We start from the raw sequence: 20181 nt of genomic DNA on the forward strand, positions 1-20181 counted from the left end.
GCCCTGCGGGCCCTGCCCTGCGGGCCCTGCCTGCCGTGAGGTGCCTGCCTGCCGTGAGGTGCCCGCCTGCCGTGGGGTGCCCGTCTGCCGTGCGGCGGTGGCCCTGTGCACGAACGGCTGCCTCAGAGCCTCGAGCCAGGCGATTGCCTGGCTCGAGGCTCTGGGGCGGCCGTTCGTGTCCGCCGCATCCGGGGGAGTGGGCTTCTGAGGCCCGAGAACGGCGGAGCCGGAGCTCGGTCAGCAGACGGCTCGGTCAACTGACGGCTCGGTCAGCTGACGGGCGGCTCGTCCGTCGTCGTCGGGGCGGTGAGCGACGAGGAGCGTCGCACGATGAGCTCCGGGGCGAGATCCGCCGCGAGGCCGGACGGCGCGGCGGCGGGCTCGGCCTCCTCGGGGGCGGGGCCGAGGCCGGAGATCAGCCGGGCGACGGCGGCCTGGCCGAGGCGGTCGAAGGGCTGGCGCACCGTGCTGAGCGAGGGGGTGAAGTAGGCGGCGCCGCTGATGTCGTCGAAGCCGACCACGGCGACCTGCTCCGGCACGCGCACCCCGCGGGCATGGAGCACGTGCAGCAGCCCGAGCGCCATGTGGTCGTTGGCGGCGAAGACCGCATCGGGCAGGGGGCCGCGCAGCAGCGCCTCGGCGATGCGGGCGCCGGAGCCGGGGGACCAGTCGCCGGGCTCGGTGATCTCCGCGTCCAGGCCCAGCTGGTCGACCGCCTCGACGAAGCCGGCCCGGCGGCCGCGGGCGTCGAACCAGGACGGGGGTCCCTGCAGGTGGACGACGGAGCGGCAGCCCGCCTCGGCCAGGTGCTCGACGACGCTGCGGGCGCCGCGGGCCTGGTCCACGGTGACCATGGTCGCCCCGGGGATGGCGGGGGCGCCGGCGGTGACCGAGACGATCGGGGTGGTGCGGGCGATCGCCTCGAGGGCCGGGACCATGCCCTCGTGCGGGGCGATGACGATGATGCCGTCGGCGCCGCTCTCCAGCAGCTCCCGCCCGGTGCGCTCGCCGGAGGCGCCGTGGGGGCCGACCGAGGCGAGCAGGGTCGTGTACCCGGCCTCGTGGGCGGCGGCCTCCACCGCGCTGAGCGTGGTCGCCGGCCCGTACAGCGAGGAGCCGTCGGTGAGCACACCGATGATCCGGGACCGCGTGGTGCGCAGGGCGCGCGCGGCGCGGTTGCGGGTGAAGCCGAGCTCCTCGATGGCGGCCTGCACCCGCTCGCGGGTCGCGGGCTTGACGCGGTGCGGGTCGTTCAGGACGCGCGAGACGGTCTGGTACGAGACCCCGGCACGGTCGGCGACGTCCGTCATGGACGGGCGGCGCGGGAGCGAGGTCATGGGGCGGGCCTTCCGGGCGGGGCGGTCCTCCAGCGGGACGCGTGAGCAGGAGTTATCCGAGTGTCAACGTTCACATCGATTCCGTCAAGCCCGGCGCGCGCGGGATGCCGCACCCCGTCGCCCGCTCGCGGCGTCCTCCCGGGCTCGCCGCGGCGCGCGAGGTCGCCCGGGAGTGGCGGCTGCGCGGGAACGGAGCGGCGCCTACGTGAAACTTTCGAGCGTGTGCTGGCCCACCGGCCTCGGGGATTGACCGCTGAAGGCGTGAGCACTACGGTAGATCCAGCGAAACTATTCGGGAAGAACGATGGACTTTCAGGCCGCTGTGGCCGCGTCGCCGTCGACGTGCGCCGGGCCCGGAGGTCCCGCCCGTGAGCGGAGGAACCATGACCCCCATCTGGAACGACCCGGCACGCCCCGTGTCCGAGCGTGTCGAGGCGCTCCTGGCGGACATGACCGTCGCGGAGAAGGTCGCCCAGCTCGGCAGCTACTGGAAGCGCCCGGAGCTGGGCGACGCCGGCAGCTTCGCCCCCATGCAGTCCACCTTCGACGAGGGGCGCGACCCCTTCGAGGACGCCGCCCGGGACGGCCTCGGCCACATCACCCGCGCCTTCGGCAGCTCGCCCTTCGAGGTCGCCGAGGGGATCGAGCACCTGCGGGCCCTGCAGAAGGTCGTCGTCTCCTCCTCCCGCCACGGCATCCCCGCGATCGCCCACGAGGAGTGCCTGACCGGCCTCATGGCGCACCGCGCCACCACCTACCCCGCCGCCATCGCCTGGGGTGCGGCCTTCTCCCCGGACCTCGTCCACGAGATGGCCCGCCGCATCGGCGCGGACATGCGGGCGCTGGGCACCCACATGGGCCTCTCGCCCGTGCTCGACGTGGTGCGCGACCTCCGCTGGGGCCGGATCGAGGAGACGATGGGCGAGGACCCCTTCCTCATCGGCGCCCTCTCCACCGCCTACGTGCAGGGCCTGCAGGAATCGGGCGTCATCGCGACCCTCAAGCACTTCGCCGGCCACGCCGCCTCGCGCGCCGGGCGCAACCACGCGCCGGTCTCCATCGGCCGCCGCGAGCTGGCCGACATCGACCTGGTGCCCTTCGAGATGGCCGTGCGCCTGGGCGGAGCCGGCGCCGTGATGAACTCCTACGCCGACATCGACGGGGTGCCGCCGGCGGCGTCCCGCGAGCTCATGACCGACCTGCTGCGCGGCCGCTGGGGCTTCGAGGGCACCGTCGTCTCCGACTACTGGGCCGTGAACTTCCTGGAGTCGATGCACCGCGTGGTCGGCAGCCCCCGTGAGGCCGCGATCACCACCCTGCGCGCCGGCATGGACGTCGAGCTGCCCGAGACCAACTGCTTCGACGAGCTGCCCGCCGCGATCGCCGACGGCGAGCTCGAGGTCGAGGTGCTCGACACCGCCGTGCGCCGCGTGCTGCGCCAGAAGGTGGAGCTGGGCCTGCTGGACGCCGGCTTCGACATCACCCGCGACGGAGCCGCGATCGACCTCGACACCGCGGAGAACCGGGCCCTGGCCCGCACCCTCGCCGAGGAGTCGATCGTCCTGCTGCGCGACGAGGACGGCGCCCTGCCGCTGGCCGGGCACGGCCGGATCGCGCTCCTCGGCCCCAGCGCCACCGAGCCGCGCAGCTTCCTGGGCTGCTACAGCTTCACCAACCACGTGCTCTCGCGCCTCGCCGACGCCGGCACCTCGGTGCCCGTGCCGAGCCTCGCCGAGGCGCTCGCCGCGGAGCTGCCGGACGCCGCCCTGGAGACGGTGCGCGGCACCGACTTCACCGGCGAGGACCGCTCCGGCATCGAGGACGCCGTGCGCGCCGCCCGCGCGGCCGACGTCGCCGTGGTCGCCGTCGGCGACAAGGCCGGCCTGTTCGGCGCCGGCACCTCCGGCGAGGGCTGCGACGTCGTGGACCTGTCCCTGCCCGGCGTGCAGGGCGAGCTGGTCGAGGCGGTCCTGGCCACCGGCACCCCGGTGGTGCTGGTGCTGGTCACCGGCCGCCCCTACGCGCTGGGCGCCTACGCCGAGCGCTGCGCCGCGATCGTGCAGGCCTTCATGCCCGGCGAGGAGGGCGGCGGCGCGATCGCCGGCGTGCTCTCGGGCCGCGTGAACCCCTCGGGCCGCCTGCCCATCGGCATCCCCGCGCACGTGGGCGGCCAGCCCGGCACCTACCTCGCGCCGGTGCTCGCGTGGGAGAGCGACGGCATCTCCAACCTCGACCCCAAGCCGCTGTACCCCTTCGGGTTCGGCCTCTCCTACTCCCGCTTCGCCTACTCCGACCTGCGGATCTCCGAGACGGTGATCGCGCCCGACGGCGAGGTCGAGATCAGCGCCCGCGTCACCAACACCTCCGACCGCGACGGCAAGGAGGTCGTCCAGCTGTACCTCAGCGACCCCGTCGCCAGCGTGGTCCGGCCGCTCAAGCGCCTGGTCGGCTTCTCCAAGATCGCGCTCGCGGCCGGGGAGAGCGCCGAGGTCTCCTTCCGCCTCCACGCCGACCGCACCTCCTTCACCGGCCCGGCGCTGCGGCGCATCGTCGAGCCCGGCGAGCTCGTGGTGCGCCTGGGCGCCTCCAGCGAGGACCGCACCCTGGAGGGCTCGTTCCGCATCGAGGGCGCCGTGCGCGACATCGAGGACGTCCCGCGGGTCCTGGAGACCCCCGTCGCCGTCCGGCGCACCGCTCCCGCGGCCCAGGTCGGAGCCCCCGCGTGACCTCCGCGATCCCCGGGCCGACCGGTCCGGAGGGCCGGGTGCACGACCTCGCGCTGCTGGTGCGGCGGCCCGACGGCGCCCCCGCCGCGGAGGTCGAGGTGCGTCTGGAGCAGCGCTCCCACGCCTTCGGCTTCGGCTGCATCGCCTTCGGGATGCCCGGTGCGCCCGGCGAGGGCCCGGGGGCCGATGCCGCCTCCGCGGCCGATGCCGATCCGACGAGCCCGGACGCCGCCGACGCGACCGCCGACGCGCCCGGCCTGGACGAGCTGTGGCTGGACCTGTTCTCCATGGGCACCGTCCCGTTCTACTGGCGCTGGTACGAGCCCGACCCCGGGAGCACCGGGGCGGCGCAGGCCTGGCGGACGGTCCGCTGGCTGCGCGAGCACGGGCGGCGCGTCAAGGGCCACCCCCTGCTGTGGCACACCCTCGCCCCGCCCTGGCTGCTCGACCTCGACGACGACGAGGTCGAGCGCACCATCCGCGCCCGGATCCGCCGCGAGGCCGGCGAGTTCGCCGGCGCCGTCGACGAATGGGACGTCATCAACGAGACGGTCATCCTCCCGCGCTTCACCGCGGAGGAGAACGCCGTCACCCGCCTGGCCCGGGCCCGCGGCCGGGCGCACGTCGTGGCGATGGCCTTCGAGACCGCCCGGCAGGCCGACCCCGCCGCCCGCCTGGTGCTCAACGACTTCGACCTCACCCCGCGCTTCGAAGAGGTCATCGAGGAGCTGCTGGGGCTCGGGGTGCCGATCGACGCGATCGGCCTGCAGACCCACATGCACCAGGGCTACCGCGGCGAGGAGCAGATCCACGAGATCCTCGAGAGGTTCTCCCGCCTCGGCCTGCCCCTCGAGCTCACCGAGACCACCCTCGTCTCCGGCGACCTCATGCCCGCGCACATCGAGGACCTCAACGACCACCAGGTCCCGGACTGGCCCTCCACGCCCGAGGGCGAGGCGCGCCAGGCGGACGAGCTGGTGCGCCACTACCGCACCGTCCTCGCGCACCCGCAGGTCGAGTCGCTGACCTACTGGGGCCTCGGCGACGAGGGGGCCTGGCTGGGCGCGCCGGCGGGCCTGGTGCGCCGGGACGGCACGCCCAAGCCGTCCTACGAGGCGCTGCGCGGGCTGATCCGCGGGCAGTGGTGGCGGGACCCGGTCACCGTGCGCACCGACGCCGAGGGCGTGCTGCGCTTCCGGGGATTCGCCGGCGGCTACCGGGTCGAGGCCCTCGGGGGAGCGGCCGAGGCGCAGCTGGACGGCGCCGCGCCGTCGGCCACGGTCACCCTGGGCTGACCCCGCGGACCCGCTGACCCGCGGACCCGCGGACCCGCATCGCCCGGCCCGGCCCTCGTCGCCCGGCCCCGGCCGCGGCCCCTCGTCACCCCGGCCCGGCCCGAGCCCGATCGACGCCGCGCCCCGCGGGACCGGAGGGCGGGGCAGTGCGCACCGTCCGAAGAAGGCGCTTTCCCGCGCGGAACGAAAGCTTTCGGACTGACGTTGCCGGATCGAGACTCGATGTCGTGGCACCCCTGTGCCGGAGCCGGCGTCGCTGCGGACGCCATTCCCGCAGGTCTACGCCTCATGGAGCGTCTCTGGATGCCGGCGCGTCCGACTGCTCGAGATCGCTTGACGCCCGGGTTCCGGGGCGCTACGTTTGTTCCGCACCGAAACTTTAAGGAAAGTATCGGGTCACAGTTCCGGCGATGGTGCCCGGGGCTGCAGGTCCTGCCGCGGGGGCGGAACGCCTGATCCTCCTCCGCACCGTCCTCCTCCACCGCTGGGGGAGGGCACGCCCGCTCGGGGTCCTCCCCGGCGCGCACCCCAGTCCCGTCGTGATCCGACCGGCTGCCGGCACCGCTGCCCGGCGCTCGTCCTGAACAGGAGATGGCAATGACGACATCGAACATCCCGCCCTTCATCACCGGCCGCCGCAGCTTCGTGGGGCTCTCCGCCGCGGCCTTCGCGACGGTCGCCATGACGGCGTGCTCCAGCGGCTCGAGCGACGAGCCCGTGGACGTGAGCACCCAGAACGTCGGCGCGATGGAGGGATTCGCCGCCGACACGCAGTTCACCGCGAGCGAGCCCTTCGAGGTCTCGATGCTGTGGACCGACTGGCCCGACGTCCCGGTGAAGGACAGCTGGCGCATCTTCGAGCGCATCAAGGAGCTCACGAACGTCGACATCACGCTGACCCATCTGCCCTTCAGCGACGCCACCGAGAAGCGCAACCTGCTGATCAGCGCCGGGGACGCCCCCACCGTGATCCCGCTGGTGTACACCGGCGAGGACGCCCCGTTCGTGTCCTCCGGCGCGGTGGTGCCGATGAGCGACTACATCGAGCACATGCCCAACTTCCAGAAGTACGTCCAGGAGTGGGGCCTCACGGAGATGATCGACAACATCCGCCAGGCCGACGGCAAGGCGTACATGCTGCCGGGTCTGCAGGAGGTCTCCGTCCCCGTGTTCAGCCTCGTGCTGCGCAAGGACGTCTTCGAGGCGGTCGCCGGCGGGATCCCGGACAGCTGGGACGAGCTGCGCGAGGCGCTGCTCGCGATCAAGGAGCAGTACCCGGACTCGACCCCGCTGGCGGACGGCTTCGAGGGCCAGTCCATGCTCAACTTCGCCTCCCACGCCTTCGGCACCAAGGCCGGCTGGGGCTTCGGCAACGGCCTGGTCGAGGGGGAGGACGGCAAGCTCGCCTACGCCCCCACCACCGAGGGCTACAAGCAGCTCGTGGAGTACTTCCGCTCCCTGGTGGCCGACGGGCTGCTGGACAAGGAGTCCTTCACCGCCTCGAACGACGGCTCCGGCGCGGCCGATGTCAGCGAGAAGTTCGCCCAGGAGCTCTGCTTCGCGGCGTCGGGCTCCTCCGGCACGGCCATCGAGTTCGCCCAGGCGCTGGACGAGACCGTCGGCGCGGGCAAGCACGACGTCGGCCTCGTGCCGCCGCCCACCGGCCCGGCCGGCAGCAACGTCGAGCCGCGCAACTTCTGGCACGGCTTCATGCTCAGCTCCTCGATCACCGGCTCGGAGAACTTCCTGGCGACGATCCAGTTCCTCGACTGGCTCTACTACAACCCCGACGCCCGCGAGATGCTGCGCTGGGGCGTCCAGGACGAGACCTACACCAAGGCCGAGGACGGCACCATCGCGCTGATGGACGGCTACTCCCTGGACGACTTCGACATCAACACGGGCGCCGGCACGGACATCAAGATCGACCTGGGCTTCTCCACCTTCCCGGCGGAGTCCACCGAGTCCCGGGCGCTCAAGGAGTCCTACAGCACCCCCGCCTCCATCCAGTACATCGACGACGTCCTCACCGCCCGCACCCCGCGCGATCCCTACCCGCCGGCGCCGCTGGACGAGGCCGAGCTCGAGCAGTCCTCCCTCATGGCGACCCCGCTGAAGGACGCCGTGGACACCGCGACGCTGCAGTTCATCATGGGGGACCGCGACATCGCCGAGTGGGATGCCTTCCTGGGCGAGCTCGAGGCCGCCGGGCTGCAGAAGTACGTCGACCTCATCAACGGCGCCCGCGACCGCTTCGCCGAGACGGTCGGCTGATCGCCGTGGAATCCCTCGCGAGGAGGAGGCCCGCATGACCCAGCTCGAGGCCCCGCGCAGCAGCACGGCGCCCGCGCCCGCACCGAGCCCCGCCCCGGCGGGGATCGATCCGGCCCGCCGCCGCGCCGCCTGGAAGCGGGCGCTGCAGCGGGACTGGCCCCTGTACGCCCTGGCGGTGCTGCCGCTGATCTTCCTGGGCATCTTCCGGTACCTGCCGATGCTCGGCAACGCGATCGCGTTCCGCCGGTTCCGCCCCGGCGGAAGCATCTTCGGCGACGAATGGGTGGGCACCTTCTACGTGGAGATGTTCATCAGCGACCCGGCCTTCTGGAAGGTGTTCGCGAACACCGCGATCATCGGCGCGATGACCCTCGCGGTCTGCTTCCCGCTGCCGATCATCCTCGCGCTCATGCTCAACGAGCTGCGGGTGCGCCAATTCAAGCGCATCGTCCAGTCGATCACCTACCTGCCGCACTTCCTGTCGGTGGTGATCGTGGTGGGCATGGTGTTCCAGCTGCTGTCGCTGCAGGGGACGGTCAACCAGATCGTCACCTCCTTCGGCGGCGACGCGGTCGCGTTCACCCAGCGCCCCGAATGGTTCCGGTTCATCTACGTGGCCTCGGAGGCCTGGCAGACCGTCGGCTGGGGGACCATCCTGTACCTCGCGGCGCTCACCGCGGTGGACGACTCCCTCTACGAGGCGGCGCGCATTGACGGGGCGAACCGCCTCCAGCAGACCTGGCACGTGACCCTGCCGGGCATCCGCCCGACGATGGTCACGCTGCTCATCCTGAACATCGGCACGTTCCTGAACGTCGGGTTCGAGAAGGTGCTGCTCCTGTACAACCCGCTGACGTACCCGACGGCGGACGTCATCTCCACCTACCTGTACCGCGTGGGCCTCATGTCCAACAACCTGAGCTACGCGGCGGCCATCGGGCTGTTCCAGGCGCTGATCGGATTCGGCATGGTGATGGCGGCGAACTACATCTCGCGGCGATTGGTGGGGACGAGCCTGTGGTGATCGAAGCATTCCAGTCCGAGCGCGGCGCCCCGGCGCCCGCTCCGCGCAGCACCCGCGTCAAGGATTCGGTGTCCTACCGGGTCTTCACCGTGGTCAACATCCTCGCGCTGCTGGTCATCTGCGCGATCATGCTCTACCCGTTCATCATGCTGCTGGCGCAGTCCTTCAGCTCCGCCGGGGCGATCAACGCCGGCACGGTGAACCTGCTGCCCGTCGACTTCAACGTCGACACCTACAAGGCGGTGGCCCAGAACGGCTCGTTCTGGCGCAGCTACGGGAACACCGTGCTGTACACGGTCATCGGCACCACCATCGCGATGGTGCTCACGACGACCTACGCCTACGTCCTCTCGAAGCGGCATCTGCGCGGGCGGGGGCTGCTGGTCGGCATCGCCGTGTTCACGATGTTCTTCAACGGCGGCATCGTCCCCAACTACGTCCTCATCTCCTCGCTGGGGATGAAGAACACGATGTGGGCGGTGATCCTGCCGCCGGCGCTGTCCGTCTTCAACCTGCTGGTGATGAAGGCGTTCTTCGAGAACCTCCCCGGGGAGCTCGAGGAGGCCGCGCAGATCGACGGCCTGTCCTGGTTCGGGATCTTCTTCCGGATCGTGCTGCCGCTGTCCAAGGCGGTCATCGCGACGATGGTCCTGTTCTACTCCGTCCAGTACTGGAACGACTGGTTCAGCGCCTTCCTGTACATGGACCGCAGCGACCTGTTCCCGGTGACCCTGTTCCTGCGCAACCTCATCGCCGGCGCCTCGACGGCGACCTCGGAGGGCGCCGCCGCCTCGGGCTCGACCGTCAGCGCCATCAACGCCAACATCCAGTCGGTGACGATGCTGCTGGTGCTCATCCCGATCCTCTGCGTCTATCCCTTCGTGCAGCGCTACTTCGTCTCCGGCATCATGCTGGGCTCGGTCAAGGGCTGAGGACCGATGACGGGCATCGACAGCGCCCGGGTCACCCTGCGGGACGTCGCCACCCGGGCGGAGGTCTCCCTGGCCACCGCCTCGAAGGTGATGAACGGCCGGGCCGATGTCCGGGACCTCACCCGGTCCCGGGTGACGGCGGCGGCGCGGGAGCTCGGGTACGAGGCCCGGCGGCGCGAGGGCGGGCGGCCCGCGGTGTCGCTCATGATCGTCTTCCGGGACCTCACCAGCCCCTACTCCCTGCATGTCCTCGACGGCGCGGTGCGGGCCGCCGCCCGCGCCGGCGTGGACCTGCACATCGCGCTCGACGGGGACCACGAGTCCCTGGGGCGGACGGCCCTGTCCCGCCCCTGGCTGAAGGAGGTCGCCGCCCGCGGCATCCAGGGCGTGATCGCCGTGACCCGGCCGGTGGACGCCCGGCTGGCCCGATGGAGCGCGGAGGCGGGGGTCCCCGTGATCGCCGTCGACCCGGAGACCACGGGCGACTCGTCGCTGGTGACCATCTCCTCGACCAACCTCGACGGCGGCCGGGCGGCCGCCGAGCATCTGCTCGGCCTGGGGCACCGGCGCATCGGCGTGGTGGGCGGGCGCAGCGCCTCGGTCCCGGCGCGCCAGCGCCTGCAGGGCTATCGCAGCGCCCTCGAGCACGCGGGCATCCCCTTCGACCGGGAGCTCGTGCGCGGCGGGTCCTTCGCGAACGAGGCCGGGCGGACGGCGGCGGGCCAGCTGCTGGACCTGCCCGATCCTCCGACGGCGATCTTCGCCGTCGCGGACTCCCTCGCGGTCGGCGTCCTGCGCGCGGCCCGCGACCGGGGCCTGAGCGTCCCGGACCGGCTCAGCGTGATCGGCTTCGACGACACCCTGGTGGCCACCTGGTCGAACCCCCAGCTGACCACGATGCGCCAGCCGCTGTCGTCCATGGGGCAGGTCGCGGTGGAGCGCGCCGCCGCGCTCGCGGCGGATCCCGGGCGCTTCGCGATGCCGTTCAAGCTGGAGACCCGGCTGGTGGTGCGCGAGTCCACGGCGCCCCCGCCGGCGCGCTGATCCCGCGCCGCACCGCCTGGGCGCCCGTCCGCCCGGCGACCGCCGGGTCGGGGCGGGGGCCGATGCTCCGATACCATGCGGGGACGAGAACGCGGGAGCGGCACGAAGGAGCGCATGTGGTCACGGCGGGGCACGGTCGGGTGACGCTGCGCGACGTCGCGGAGCGGGCGCAGGTCTCCCTGGCGACCGCCTCCAAGGTCATGAACTCCCGGGCCGACGTCCGCGACTCCACCCGCACCCGCGTGGCCGAGGCGGCCCAGGAGCTCGGCTATGTCGCACGGCGGCGCGAGCCCCCGGGCGGCCAGCACCGTCTGCTCATCGTCTTCGACGACCTCTCCAGCCCCTACGCCCTGCACGTGCTGGACGGCGCCGTGCGCGCCGCCTCCCGCGCCGGGTACGACCTGCAGGTCACCGTGCACGGCGAGGACGGCGGTCCGGAGGGGGAGGCCCTCTCGCGCGAATGGCTGCAGGCCGCGGCCGACCGGGGCATCGGCGCCGTGATCGCCGTGACCCACCAGGTCGACGCCCGCCACGCCCGCTACAGCCGCGAGATCGGGGTGCCGATCCTCGTGGTCGACCCGGTCTCGACCTCCGACACCTCGCTGGTGACGATCTCCGCGACGAACTGGGAGGGCGGGCAGACGGCCACGGGGCATCTGCTGGAGCTGGGGCATCGGCGCATCGGCGTGGTCGCCGGCCCGGAGGACTCGGTGCCGGCGCGCCAGCGCCTGCAGGGCTACCGCAGCGCGCTCGAGCAGGCGGGGGTCCCCTTCGACCCGGAGCTGGTGCGGCACAGCTCCTTCGGCTACGACGACGGGCGCGCGGCCGCCGAGGCGCTGCTGGACCTGCCGGAGCCGCCCACCGCGATCTTCGCCGTCGCCGACACCCTCGCGATCGGCGTGCTGCGCACCGCCCGCGCCCGCGACCTGCGGGTCCCCGACAGGCTCAGCGTCGTCAGCTTCGACGACACGCTCATCGCCACCTGGTCCAACCCGCAGCTGACCACCGTGCGCCAGCCGCTGGCGTCGATGGGGCAGGTCGCGATCGAGCGCGCCCTGGCGCTCGCCTCGGACCCGGGCCTGTTCGCGCACCCGTTCAAGCTCGAGACCCAGCTGATCGTCCGCGAGTCCACCGCCCCGCCGGCGGGCTCCGAGGAGCCCGGCGCGTGAGCGGCAGCCGACGCGACCTGCTGCGCGGCGCCGCCTCCCTGGCCGCCGTCGGCGCCGGCGGTCTGCTGCTGTCCGCCTGCGCGGCGGAGCCCGGCGCGCTGCCCCGGGAGGTGCGGAGCATGCTCGCCGATCTCGGCATCCGCGCCCGCACCGTGCAGGAGGCGGTCCAGGCGCTGGACGCCCACCCCGGTCCCCGCCCGCTGGCGCTGATGGCCTCGGTCCAGGCGGATCGGGTCGTGTTCGATCCCGAGGGGCGCGCGATCGAGGTCGCGCTGCCGGAGGACCTGTTCTCCCTGGCCCTGGCCCCCTTCCGCACGCAGACCCACGACTGCTTCTTCCACAGCCTGGGCGGCTGCCAGGGCGAGCTCGCCGACACCGCCGTGCACGTCGAGATCGTCGACGAGGGCGGCACCGTCCTGGTCCAGGAGGAGACCACCACCGGCGCCAACGGCTTCGCGGACTTCTGGCTGCCGCGCGACGTGGCCGGCACCATCACCGCCGCGATCGGCGAGGAGACGGGCTCGATCCCCTTCGCCACCACCGCCGACGCCCCCACCTGCCTGACCGGCCTGCAGCTGTCCTGACCCTCCGCGCCGCCGCTCCGGGCGGCGAGCGCCCTCGGGGCGCGCCGGCAGCGGGCGGCGAGCTCCTTCTCGCCATTTCTCCGACGGGATGCCGTCCTTCCGGGCGTATCATCTCCGCAGTTCCGTGCGGGCCGGGCGCGCATTCTCGACGCATTCGGGTCGAGGGCCTCCGGCCGCGGAACAGGTCCTTTCCCGGGCGCATCCTCGGACGAGGATCGCGGGCGATCCCGGAAAATCCGGAAAGCGGTTGACATCGATGGTGCGCTCGGGTGGACTGGAGCCCTCCGTTCACGAAAAGTTTCCGAAAGGATGGACGACGATGTCCTCGCACGACCCCCTCCCCGCGTCCCCGCGCTCCGCGTCCCACTCGCCCGCCCCGGCCTCCGGCGCCGACGGCGCGGGAACCCTCTCCCGCCGCGTCGCGCTGGCCGGCCTCGGCATCGCTCCGGTGGTCGGCGCCGCCGCAGGCCTGCCCGTCGCGCATGCCGAGAGCACCCCGCAGAAGGGCGCCGCCGCCGGCCAGGCCGTGATCCGCACCTCCCAGCCGCGCCAGACCATCCGCGGCGTCGGCGGCATCAACTTCCCGGAGTGGATCCCTGACCTCACCCCGGCCCAGCGCGAGACGGCGTTCGGCACCGAGGAGGGGCAGCTGGGCTTCGCCGTGCTGCGGATCCCCGTCTCGGATCGGCGCGAGACCTGGGGCCTGCAGCTCGAGACCGCGCTGCGCGCCCAGGAGCACGGGGCGATCGTCTTCGCCTCCCCCTGGTACCCGCCGCAGGAGATGCGCGAGACCTTCCGCCGCGAGGAGCCGGGCGGAGCCGGCTCGCCGTTCCCCGCGGAGGAGGCGCAGCGGCTCGAGGGCGTGCGCGTGGCCACAGGGGTCTCCGGATACCGGGGAGAGGGGTACGTCGTGCCGACGACGGACTCCGGCGCGGTGATCTCCTGGGATGCGGTCACCGCGTACCGGACGGCTCCGTACCGGCTCTCGATCCGCTACGCCCTCCCGTCCCAGCCCGCTCACCTGCAGGTTCGCATCAACGGTGACGTGATCGCGACGGAGCTGGAGCTCCCGGCGACCGCCTCGGCGAAGGACTGGCAGGAGGTCGAGGTCGACGTCCCCTTCGAGGCGGGCGGCAACGCCGTGGAGCTCGTGACCGTCGACGGCCGGCCCGCTGTCGACGGGATCCGTGTGCGCCGCATCGAGGTCCAGGAGGACGCGATGCGGCTGCGTCACGACGCCTACCCGGCCTATGCCCAGCACCTGCAGGACTTCGTGACGTTCATGCGCGAGAACGGGGTGGACCTGCATGCCATCTCGATCCAGAACGAGCCCGACTACGCGCACGAGTGGACCTGGTGGACGCCGGCGGAGATGATCGACTTCCTCGAGAACCACGCGGGCGGCATCGACTGCCGCATCATCGCGCCGGAGTCCTTCCAGTACCTCAAGGACACCTCCGACCCGATCATCCGCTCCGAGGCGGCCTGGGCGAACGTCGACATCCTCGGCGCGCACCTGTACGGCACGCAGCCGGATGCGTTCGAGTACCCGCTGTTCCACGAGAACAAGGGGGATCGCGAGCTGTGGATGACGGAGGTGTACGTCCCCAACAGCGAGCCGGACTCGAACGAGCGCTGGCCGGAGTCCCTCGTCGTCGGCGAGAGCATCCATGACTCCTTCGTCGTCGCGGAGTTCCAGGCCTACGTGTGGTGGTACATCCGCCGCAACTACGGTCCGATCAGCGAGGACGGCTCGATCAGCCACCGCGGCCACGTGATGTCGCACTTCTCGCGGTTCCTGCGCGCAGGCTCGCAGCGGCTCGTGCTCGACGGCGACGGCGCCGAGGGGGTGCGGGAGTCCGCCTATCGTGCGGCCGACGGTTCCGTCGTCATCGTGGCCATCAACTCCTCCGAGACGCCGCTGAGCAGGGCCTACGAGCTGGCCGGGATGCGGCCCGCGTCGGTCGAGGCCTGGCGCACCTCGGCGGAGGAGCGCTCGGCCGTCGTCGAGGCTCCGGTGATCGACAGCGCCGGGGCGCTGCGCGGCGAGCTGCCCGCGCAGAGCATCACGACCTACGTCGTGCGCTGAGGCGCGGTCCCCGCCGGGGATCGCCCGGAAGGGCATCGCCGCCGCCTCGAGCGCGCGGCGATGTCATTCCGGCGCGTCCTCACGAGGCCATTCCTCCGGGGGTTATCCGGATATCGGACGGAGTCATCCTGCGGCGGTTCCTGCCGGTTCTCCCTGCCGCCTCGTCCGACTTCTCCCTGCCATCTCGTCCGACTTCTCCCTGTCATCTCGCCCGAGCAGGTCGACGGGTAATCCGTGATCCGTCAGGCGGTTTCGTCGGCGAGGTCCTGGGCGCCGATGACCGACAGCATCTCCAGGGCGTCCGCGCTGTCGGAGCCGAGCGCCGGCGTGAACCACAGCAGCCGCTGGCGCCTGTCCTCGCTGAACAGGTGGAGGCAGGTGACCTCGATCAGGCCGAGCGCGGGATGGATCAGGCGCTTGCGGTCCTCGCGGCGGACCGCGACATCGTGCTCGGCCCACAGGGCGGCGAACTCGGGGGAGGCCTGCGTCAGCTCGGCGACCAGCGCGGCGACCTCAGGGTCGCGTGGTCCCCGGGCGGCCGCCGCGGCCCGGAGGTCGGCGACGAAGGAGCGGGACTGGCGCGCGTGATCGGCCTCGGGGTAGAGCCGCCGGGCCTCCTCCTCGAGGAACCACCGGTGGATGAAGCTCGCCCGGCGGCCGCGCAGACCGCTGTGGTCGCCCAGCAGCGCCACGGCCAGGCGGTTCTGGACCAGGGTCTCGTGCAGGTCGGTGATCACCTGCGCCGGGGTGTCCGGCAGCCGGCTGAGCAGGTCGAGCATCCCGGGGTGCACGTGCGCGCTCGCCCCGGCGTCCACCGGCACCGGCCGGTCGGCCAGGTGGAACAGGTAGTCGCGCTCGTCGCGGGACAGGCGCAGGGCGCGCGCGAGCGCGGCGAGCATCTGCTCCGAGGGCTGCGAGCCCGCGCCGCGCTCCAGCTCGGTGTAGTAGTCGACGGAGGCGCCGGCCAGCTGCGCCACCTCCTCGCGCCGCAGTCCCGGCACCCGTCGCCGCGGTCCGAGCGGAAGCCCCACCTGATCCGGGCGGATGCGCTCGCGCCGGGACCGGAGGAAGGTGCCGAGCTCGGAGTGGTTCGCGGGGGTCATGCTCCCAGTCTGCCGGAGGGGCGGGAGCGCGGACCATGGGACGTGATCCCCTGGATCCGCCGCTCGCGCCGGCGGACAGTGGACGGCATGACAGACACCCACACCCCAGCGACCCAGCGGGTCGCCCTCGTCACCGGCGGATCGCGCGGCATCGGCCGGGCGGTCTCGCAGCGCCTCGCGGCCGACGGGTTCGCCGTCGTCGTCGACTTCGCCGGCGGTGCCGCCGCGGCCGAGGAGACGGTCGCCGCGATCTCCGCCGCCGGCGGCACCGCCCTCGCCGTGCAGGGCGACGTCGCCGACGAGCAGGAGATGGCGGCCCTGTTCGATCGGGCCGAGCAGGAGTTCGGCGGGGTCGACGTCGTCGTCCACGCGGCAGGGCGCATGGCCCTCTCGCGCATCGCCGACCTCGACCTGGCGGCCCTCGACGCGCTGCACCGGACCAACATCCGCGGCACCTTCGTCGTCGCGCAGCAGGCCGCCCGGCGGCTGCGCGCCGGCGGCGCCCTGGTCACCTTCTCGACCACGGTCCTGGCCGCCCAGTTCCCCGAGTACGGCGCCTATGCGGCCAGCAAGGCCGCGGTCGAGAGCATCACGCTGATCCTCGCCCGCGAGCTGCGCGGCCGCGACATCACCGTCAACGCCGTCGCCCCGGGGCCGACGGCCACCGCGCTGTTCCTCGACGGCAAGACGCCGGAGCAGATCGACGCCCTCGCGAAGACCCCGCCGCTGGAGCGCCTGGGCACTCCCGAGGACATCGCGGGCGTCGTCGCCTTCATCGCCGGGCCCGACGGCCGATGGGTCAACGGCCAGGTGCTGCGCGCGAACGGCGGGATGGCCTGAGGCGCGCTGCGACGTCGACCCCTCGCCCGCGCCACCGCCCTCGTGATCCTCGAGGAGGTGCACGGCGACGGCTGGAGCCTCGGCGGCACGATCCTCACCGCGGAGGTGCTCGGCCGCAGCTGATCGGGCCGGGGCGCCCGGCATCAGCGCAGCCGCGGCAGCAGGTCGCGCCAGAGGGCGGTGAGGATCTCGTGCATCCTCCCGCCCTCGAGGTGCGCGGTGACGGTGACGACGGCCCGCTCGCGGGGCAGCACGATCGAGTACTGGCCGTAGTTGCCGTCGGCCCGCCAGGCGCCCTCGGGCGCGCAGTCCCAGACCTGGTAGCCGTAGCGGGCGGTGTCCTCGCTGTCCTCGCGGCCGGTGGGGACCCAGTCGGCGTGCATCGCCTCGACCCAGTCCGAGGAGACGAGCTGCGTGCCGTCCCAGGCGCCGGACTGCAGCAGCAGCCGGCCCAGCCGGGCGAGCTCCGCGGTGCGCAGGTGCAGGCCGTAGGCGCCCCAGGAGTGACCGCCCCGGCAGCGGAACCACTGCGGGTTGGCGATGCCCAGCGGCGCGAACAGGCGCGGCATGAGGAACTCGCGCAGGTCCTCGCCGGCCACGGCGTCGACCGCCCGCGCGAGCATGTAGGTGGAGCCGTTGGAGTAGTCGAAGCGTGCGCCCGGGGCGCTGGACAGCGGGGCGGCGAAGAAGGCGGAGGCCACATCGGCCTCGAGTTTCTCGCGCTCCGTGAAGCAGGTGAAGGAGCTGCCGGAGGTCATGGTCAGCAGGTGCTCGAGGGTGATGTCCTCGACGCCGGGGGCGACCTCGCCGCGCGGCGGGACGACGTCGACCAGGCGATCGGTGACCCGCAGCGCGCCGGCGTCCCCGAGCATGCCCACGGCCAGCGCCGTGAACGTCTTCGAGCAGGAGAACACGTGGACGAGGTCGTCGGCGCGGAAGCGGTGCTCGGCCTCGCCCACGCCCTCCTGGTGGACGTGCACGCCGTAGATCCCGAGGTCCTCGCGGGCGTTCGCGGCGATGATCCCGGTGAACAGGGATGCCGGCGCGCTCATGCGGGCGCCCCGTCGAGGGGCCGGCGCAGCACCCGCACCTCCGGCGCGCAGAGGGAGAGGACCGCCCCGGCCGGGAAGGAGTCGCCGGTGAGCAGGTCCGTCGAGGCCCCGTCGAGGACGACCCGGTGGGCGCCGTCGTGGGCGAGCAGGAACAGCACCTCCGCGTCCTCGGTGCGGCGGCGCACCCGCTCGAGCCCGGGCGCACGGTCCTCGGCCGTCCCGAGCACCTGGTCCCACAGCGTCCGCAGCCCTGCCTCGTCCAGGCGCGCGCCGACGTAGAACACGCGCCCCGCGCCGGTGTCGCGGCGGGTGACGGCGGCGGTCCCGGCGTAGAAGCCGGAGCCGTAGTCCGCGAGGGGCTCCGCGTCCACCGGTGTGACCAGGTCGAAGACCGTGTCGGCGCGGCAGGTGGTGCCATCGGCCCATCGGATCTCCCGATCGACGCCCTCGGGCTGGGAGTCGGTCTCGTCCACCCGGATCCCGCACAGCGGGGCGAGGTGCCCGGGGACGTCGAGGGTGGGGGCCTGGTCGTCCTCGTCGACGCGTCCGCTGAGGAACCCGGTGACGAGGTCCGCGCCGGCGGCGACGGCGCGCTCGAGGTTCGCGGCCCGCTCGGGGCCGGTGACGAACAGGACCGGCGCGAGGATCAGGTCGTAGCCGGTGAGGTCGGCGTCGGGGGAGAGGACGTCCACCCCGATGCCGCGGTCGAAGAGGTCCTGGTGGATGCGGGTGATCTCGTCGACGTAGGGGACGCGCCGGGTGGGGCCGTCGCTCATCTCGAGGGACCACCAGCTGTCCCAGTCCACGCAGACGGCCGCCCGGTGCTCGGTGCGGGAGCCGCGCAGCTGGGCCGCGGCGCGCACCTCCGCGCCGATCTGCGCGACCTCCCGCACCACGCGGGTGTCGGTGCGCGCGGCGTGGTTCAGGATCGCGCCGTGGAACTTCTCGCTGGCTCCGCGGGAGGCGCGCATCTGGAAGTAGAGCGTGGCCTCGGCGCCGTGGGCGATGGCCTGCCAGGTGCGCAGGCGCAGCAGCCCCGGCTCCTGCAGCGGGTTGTCGGGCCGCCAGGCGGTCTGCGAGGGGGTCTGCTCCATCAGCCACATCGGCCGATCCGGCGCGAGCCCCTTCATGAGCTCGTGCGCGAGCGCCACCCTGCCGGGGCCGTGGCCGATGCGCGGGTAGTTGTCCCAGGAGACGATGTCGAGGTCATCGGCCCAGCGGCGGTAGTCGATGCCCGGGAAGAAGCCCATCAGGTTGGCGGTGACGGGGACGTCGGGGCTGTGGCGGCGGATCGCCTGCTTCTCGAGGCGGAAGCACTCCCGCAGCGCCTCGGACTGGAAGCGGCGGTAGTCCAGGGTGATGATCTGGAAGGCCGTGTAGGCCGGGCCGTTCCAGTGCTCGCTGAGGGCGCTGGGCGGGACGATGTCCTCGAAGGAGTGCATGGTGTGGCCCCAGAACAGCGTGTACCAGCGGCGGTTGAGCTCCTCGAGGGTCCCGTACTTCTCCTGCAGCCAGCGCCGGAAGCCCGCGGCGCAGCTCTCGCAGTAGCACATGCCGCCGAACTCGTTGCCGATGTGCCAGGCCACCAGGCCCGGGAGGTCGTGGTACCGCTGCGCGAGCAGCCCGGCGATCTCGGCGGACTCCGCACGGAACGTCGCCGAGCTCGGGCAGCTGTTGTGGCGTGCGCCGAACAGGTGGCGCCGCCCCTCGAAGTCGACCCGGGTGACATCGGCGGTGCGGGCCATCCAGGCGGGGTGGGCGCCGGTCGGGGTGGCCAGGACGATCTGCATGCCCCGGGCCAGCACCGGTTCGAGGATCTCGTCGAGCAGGGAGAAGTCGTAGACCCCGGGCGCGGGGTGCAGGCTCGACCAGAGGAACACGCCCAGGGTCACCGTGTTCACGCCGATGTCCTGGAGCGCATCGAGGTCGGCGGCGCGGACCTCGGCCGGCCACTGCTCGGGGCAGTAGTCGCCGCCGTAGGGGAAGAGGGCGGGCAGCGGGCGGGCCGCAGGGTCAGCGGTCATCGAGGGATTCCTCCAGGGTGAGGACGAGGGGGCGGGCGGAACGGTCCAGCAGCAGCACGAGCGGGGCGGCGACCAGCAGCAGCACCCATTCGCCGAGGACCGCGACGCTGAGGACGGCGGCCATGAGCGTGAGCCCCACCCCGAGCACGCCGCGCGGGGAGACGGCGACCGCGCCCAGCGCCGCCCGCCACAGGCCGATGCCGCTGACGGTGAAGCGGCTGGCGATCACGCTGCCCAGCAGGGCGATGAGGGCGACGGCGAGGAGCAGGACGAGGCCTGCGAGATCGGGGCCGGCCCCGCCGCCGATCATCCCGCCGCCGATCAGCCCCGCGGCCATGAGGCCGACGGGGATCCACAGCACCGCCGCCTGGCGGTGCCCCTGGCGCAGCCCGGCCAGCAGGCGGCGCAGGGGGCGGATGTCGGTGGTGAGGTCCTGGTCGTGGACCGCGTGGAGCGCGGCCACGACCAGGGACCCGATCAGCCAGGCCTCCCCAGGGACCAGGAGCAGTCCCAGCAGGGTCCCCTGGGAGAGGACCACCGCGGCCAGCACCAGGGCGCCGCCGAGAGCGAGCGGCACCGCGAGCAGCGCCAGGTCGTACAGGACGAACGCGGCGCGCCAGATGCCGCGCTCGTGGACGTCGCGCCCCTCGGGGGCGCCCTTCGATGCCGGTGCGGTGGCCATGTCGGT

At 73.0% G+C, this 20181-nt stretch carries 15 protein-coding genes; 10 read left to right on the forward strand and 5 right to left on the reverse strand.

The window, feature by feature from the left end:
* Positions 1 to 269 precede the first annotated feature (269 nt).
* Positions 270 to 1337: a LacI family DNA-binding transcriptional regulator gene (locus tag ABD234_RS12125; RefSeq protein ID WP_344356516.1), complete on the reverse strand. Its 1068-nt coding sequence runs from the start codon at positions 1335 to 1337 to the stop codon at positions 270 to 272.
* Positions 1338 to 1720: 383 nt separating this feature from the next.
* Between ABD234_RS12125 and ABD234_RS12130 the strand changes: the two genes are divergently transcribed.
* The 9 genes from ABD234_RS12130 (at position 1721) to ABD234_RS12170 (ending at position 14474) form a co-directional block, all read left to right on the forward strand.
* On the forward strand, positions 1721 to 4063 hold the full coding sequence (locus ABD234_RS12130; protein WP_344356518.1) for a beta-glucosidase family protein: 2343 nt from the start codon (positions 1721 to 1723) through the stop codon (positions 4061 to 4063).
* The gene (locus ABD234_RS12135) at positions 4060 to 5358 is read left to right on the forward strand and encodes an endo-1,4-beta-xylanase (RefSeq protein ID WP_344356520.1); all 1299 of its coding nucleotides are present in this window, start codon (positions 4060 to 4062) and stop codon (positions 5356 to 5358) included. The genes ABD234_RS12130 and ABD234_RS12135 overlap by 4 nt, the downstream gene beginning before the upstream one ends.
* 597 nt (positions 5359 to 5955) lie before the next feature.
* Positions 5956 to 7632, forward strand: coding sequence for an ABC transporter substrate-binding protein (locus tag ABD234_RS12140; protein WP_344356522.1), 1677 nt, complete (start codon positions 5956 to 5958; stop codon positions 7630 to 7632).
* A gap of 34 nt (positions 7633 to 7666) precedes the next feature.
* A complete protein-coding gene (locus ABD234_RS12145; protein ID WP_344356524.1) occupies positions 7667 to 8656 on the forward strand; it encodes an ABC transporter permease in 990 nt (329 codons plus the stop codon).
* Positions 8656 to 9588 carry a carbohydrate ABC transporter permease gene (locus tag ABD234_RS12150; protein WP_344356844.1) on the forward strand — a complete coding sequence of 311 codons (933 nt, stop codon included), beginning with the start codon at positions 8656 to 8658 and terminating at the stop codon, positions 9586 to 9588. Before ABD234_RS12145 ends, ABD234_RS12150 begins: the two co-directional genes overlap by 1 nt.
* A gap of 6 nt (positions 9589 to 9594) precedes the next feature.
* Complete coding sequence (locus tag ABD234_RS12155) at positions 9595 to 10632, forward strand: LacI family DNA-binding transcriptional regulator (RefSeq protein WP_038373898.1); 1038 nt, start codon at positions 9595 to 9597, stop codon at positions 10630 to 10632.
* 116 nt (positions 10633 to 10748) lie between these two features.
* Positions 10749 to 11801: a LacI family DNA-binding transcriptional regulator gene (locus tag ABD234_RS12160; RefSeq protein WP_344356526.1), complete on the forward strand. Its 1053-nt coding sequence runs from the start codon at positions 10749 to 10751 to the stop codon at positions 11799 to 11801.
* Positions 11798 to 12385, forward strand: coding sequence for a CueP family metal-binding protein (locus ABD234_RS12165; RefSeq protein ID WP_344356528.1), 588 nt, complete (start codon positions 11798 to 11800; stop codon positions 12383 to 12385). Before ABD234_RS12160 ends, ABD234_RS12165 begins: the two co-directional genes overlap by 4 nt.
* A gap of 319 nt (positions 12386 to 12704) precedes the next feature.
* Positions 12705 to 14474: a carbohydrate-binding protein gene (locus tag ABD234_RS12170; protein WP_344356530.1), complete on the forward strand. Its 1770-nt coding sequence runs from the start codon at positions 12705 to 12707 to the stop codon at positions 14472 to 14474.
* A 242-nt stretch (positions 14475 to 14716) separates the two neighbouring features.
* On the opposite strand, the gene ABD234_RS12175 is transcribed toward ABD234_RS12170, so the two are convergent.
* A complete protein-coding gene (locus ABD234_RS12175) occupies positions 14717 to 15577 on the reverse strand; it encodes a helix-turn-helix transcriptional regulator (protein WP_038373892.1) in 861 nt (286 codons plus the stop codon).
* 87 nt (positions 15578 to 15664) lie between these two features.
* Here ABD234_RS12175 and ABD234_RS12180 point away from each other — a divergent pair, with 87 nt between their 5' ends.
* Positions 15665 to 16417 (forward strand): SDR family oxidoreductase, encoded by a 753-nt coding sequence (locus tag ABD234_RS12180; protein ID WP_038373891.1) that lies wholly within the window; start codon positions 15665 to 15667, stop codon positions 16415 to 16417.
* 143 nt (positions 16418 to 16560) lie between these two features.
* On the opposite strand, the gene ABD234_RS12185 is transcribed toward ABD234_RS12180, so the two are convergent.
* Genes ABD234_RS12185 through ABD234_RS12195 form a run of 3 tightly spaced genes read right to left on the reverse strand, consistent with a single transcriptional unit; the run spans position 16561 to position 20175 of the window.
* A complete protein-coding gene (locus ABD234_RS12185; RefSeq protein ID WP_344356533.1) occupies positions 16561 to 17469 on the reverse strand; it encodes a serine hydrolase domain-containing protein in 909 nt (302 codons plus the stop codon).
* A complete protein-coding gene (locus tag ABD234_RS12190) occupies positions 17466 to 19493 on the reverse strand; it encodes a beta-galactosidase (RefSeq protein ID WP_344356535.1) in 2028 nt (675 codons plus the stop codon). The genes ABD234_RS12185 and ABD234_RS12190 overlap by 4 nt, the downstream gene beginning before the upstream one ends.
* Positions 19483 to 20175 (reverse strand): hypothetical protein, encoded by a 693-nt coding sequence (locus tag ABD234_RS12195; RefSeq protein ID WP_344356537.1) that lies wholly within the window; start codon positions 20173 to 20175, stop codon positions 19483 to 19485. Before ABD234_RS12195 ends, ABD234_RS12190 begins: the two co-directional genes overlap by 11 nt.
* Between the last annotated feature and the right edge of the window lie 6 nt (positions 20176 to 20181).

The organism is Brachybacterium phenoliresistens, from assembly GCF_039530785.1.
Classification (GTDB): domain Bacteria; phylum Actinomycetota; class Actinomycetes; order Actinomycetales; family Dermabacteraceae; genus Brachybacterium; species Brachybacterium phenoliresistens.